Annotated in this window: 3 protein-coding genes; all 3 read left to right on the top strand. The window is 68.5% G+C overall.

The window, feature by feature from the left end:
- Positions 1-1,957 (top strand): Ig-like domain-containing protein (locus AC1D01_RS26200; RefSeq protein WP_477871578.1); only part of this gene is annotated, 1,957 nt, incomplete at its 5' end.
- Positions 1,958-2,160: 203 nt separating this feature from the next.
- Complete coding sequence (locus tag AC1D01_RS26195; protein ID WP_477871576.1) at positions 2,161-2,754, top strand: hypothetical protein; 594 nt, start codon at positions 2,161-2,163, stop codon at positions 2,752-2,754.
- 33 nt (positions 2,755-2,787) lie between these two features.
- Positions 2,788-3,354 (top strand): DNA ligase LigA-related protein (locus AC1D01_RS26190; protein WP_477871574.1); only part of this gene is annotated, 567 nt, incomplete at its 3' end.

Raw genomic sequence — 3,354 nt, 5'->3', positions numbered from 1 at the left:
GGTGACCGGCCCCGGCATGGTGGGCAACATGGTGAGCGGCGTGCTCGGGCCGATGAACTGCGGCAACGGCGGCACGGCCTGCTCGGTGAAGTACACCAAGTACACCTCGGTGCTGCTGGGCGCGCTGCCCAACACCGGCATGGTGTTCCTCGGCTGGGGCGGCGCCTGCTCCGGCACGGCCAACACCTGCACGCTGAACAACAGCCAGTCGCGCGCCGTCACGGCCAAGTTCGGCCCGGCCGGCACGACGACCCCGCCGACGAGCCCCACGACCTACCGCCTGAACGTCAGCACCAGCGGCTCCGGCACGGTGGCCTCGGGCGCCGGCGGCATCAACTGCGGCGCCGACTGCAGCGAAGACGTCACGCCGAACGCCGCGGTCACGCTGACCGCCACGCCGGCCGCCGGCTTCAAGCTGAGCGCCTGGGGCGGCGACTGCGCCGGCAGCGCCAGCACCTGCAGCATCACGATGAGCCAGGCGCGCGACGTGAGCGCGTTGTTCGTCGTCGCCGACACGACCGCGCCGACGGTGGCGAGCGCCACGCCCGGCGCCGGTGCCACCGATGTCGCCGTGACGACGCCGGTCAAGGTGACCTTCAGCAAGACGCTGGATTGCTCGACCGTCTCGGGCCAGACCTTCAAGGTGGGTTCGGTGTCGGGCACGATCGCGTGCAGCGGCAACACCGCCACGTTCACGCCGGTCGCGGCCCTCTCGACCGCCGCGCAGTACCCGGTGGCGCTGACGGCCGGCACGACTGGCATCAAGGACACCGCCGGCAACGCGCTGGCCGGCACGACGAACTGGAACTTCACGACGGCTGCGGCGGCGACCACGCCCCCGACCACGCCGCCCACCACGCCGCCCGCGAGCGCCGGCGCCTTCAGCTTCCTGGCCTACGGCGACAGCCGCTCGGGCAACGGCTGCGGCGGCAACACCGCGCACATCGGCCTGGTGAACCGGATGGTCAAGGAACCGGCCGCCTTCGTGTTCAACCTCGGCGACATGGTCACCGGCTACGACAAGTCGACCAACTGGGTGCAGCGCGGCGATTGCCCGACCGATGCCTCGAAGGGCAGCTTCAAGGAAATCATCGCGCCGCTGCAGAACAAGACGCCGGCCGCCGGCCTGCAGACCTACTACTTCCCGGTGGTCGGCAACCATGACGACAACTTCGGCGACGGCTGGTACCCGGACAAGTTCGGCAACGGCTTCTGCGACGTGTTCGACCCGAAGAAGATCGGCATCCCGAACCACACGCAGAACAAGGCGTACTTCAAGGACTGGACCACGTCGAGCGTCACGCACCACACCGACGAGCAGTTCTACCAGCTGGCCTGCGCGAAGACCCGCAGCGGCGTCTATCCGGACTACATGTACTACTCGTTCGACTACAAGGGCACGCACTTCGTGGTGCTGCGCCTGAACTCGGACTACTACGACGTGATGGAGTGCTCGAGCAACTGCACGGCCGCCAACGAAGGCAACTACGACGCGTACTACTACAAGCACCAGCTCGACTGGCTGCGCTACGACCTGGCGCAAGCCTCGGCCAACAGCGCGATCCAGAACACCATCGTGCTGATGCATGCGCCGCTGATCTCGTACTCCGACGGCCATGCGCCGAACGCTTCGTGGCCGACGCTGATCAAGGATTTCAGCAAGCACCCGAAGGTGAAGATGGTGATCTCGGGCCACAGCCACGTGTACGAGCGCTCGGTGCCGGTGTATGCCGATGCCGCGAGCCCGAACGGCGTGCGTGACGATGCCAAGGGCGCGGTCTACACCGTGACCGGCGGTGGCGGCTCGGCGCTGGCCGGCTTCCACAGCATCGGCCCGCTGAACGCGAAGGCCACGGCGGCGTACCACTACATGCGCATCGACGTGGACGGCGGCAAGGTCAACGTGAAGACGATCGGCCAGGACGGCGCGGTGATCGACACCTTCTCGACGCGCTGATACGCGGTATCCGACGAGGCCCGGCGGTGCATGGCACGGCCGGGCCTTTTCGCCTTGGTCCGCTTTCGGGAGCAATTCTCGAACGGCACTTCTGGTAACGAACGGACCCGAGAGACCACTCAATGAAGTGGCGCCGGAGCCGAAACAGGTCAGGTCACGCGGACCTTGCGATGGTGCAAGGCCGGACGTGGTTGGAGCAGGGAATGAAGAGCTTGAGCAAGATGGCCGGCGCAACGATGCTGGCCGCACTGCTGGCCGCATGCGGCGGTGGTGGTGGAAGTGATGCGGCTGGTGCTGCCGACGCGGCCGATGCGGCCCAGGTGGCAACGCCGGTCGAGGATGCGCCGGTGCCGCCGCTGGCGCAGCAACCGGTGGATCAACTGGTGGATCAACCAGTGGACCAGGCCGCAGCGCCGACGATGGACACCTCAGCCGGCGCCGAGCCGCTCACCGAGGTCGCCGAGGGCGTCGCCACCGACCCGTGGGTCAAGACCTGGGTCGATGCCGATCTGGACGCCTACTACCCGAGCCGCCCGATCCGGGTCAGCGTGACCGGCCAGGGCAGCGTGGCCAACTCGGTCAACGGCACGGCCGGGCCGTTGAACTGCGTGCAAGGCGGCAGCAGCTGCGGCGTGAGCTACACGAAGTACAAGACGGTGCTGCTGAGCGCGGTGCCGAAGGCCGGCCAGGTGTTCCGCGGCTGGACCGGTGCCTGCATCGGCTCCGGCACGCGCAGCACCTGCGAGATCCGCAACTACATGCTGCACAACGTCGGCGCGACCTTCGGCCCGGCCTGAAGTCGGGGCTGGCCCGCCTCTAAACTGGCGGGCATGGCACCGACCTCCCACCCGACACCCGAAGCAGATGGTCTCGCCGGGCGCGCCGCCGAGTTGCGCACCCAGCTGAACCACCACGCCCACCTCTATTACGTGCTCGACGCGCCGGCACTGCCGGATGCCGAGTACGACAAGCTCTTCCAGGAGTTGCAGGCCCTCGAGGCCGCGCACCCCGAGCTGCTGACACCGGACTCGCCGACGCAGCGCGTCATCGGCGCCGTGCTGCCCGGGCTGACACCGGTGCATCACGTCGTGCCCATGCTGTCGATCACGACGGAGACGGACACGACCGAGGGCGGCGCCATCGCCTTCGACGCCCGCGTGCGCCGCGAGCTGGGGCTGAAGGAGGGCGACGCGCCGGTCGACTACAACGCCGAGCTGAAATTCGACGGCCTCGCCATCAACCTGCGCTACGAAGCCGGCGTGCTGGTCCAGGCGGCCACGCGCGGCGACGGCGAGACCGGCGAGGACGTCACGCACAACGTGCGCACCATCGGCCAGATTCCGTTGCGCCTGCAGGGCGACGCCCCGCCGGTGCTGGAGGTGCGCGGCGAGGTCTAC

The sequence above is a fragment of the Rhizobacter sp. P3_B12 genome (assembly GCF_056402895.1).
The sequence above is the reverse complement of the archived record's forward strand: the minus strand, read 5'-3'. Positions and strand labels throughout refer to the sequence as shown.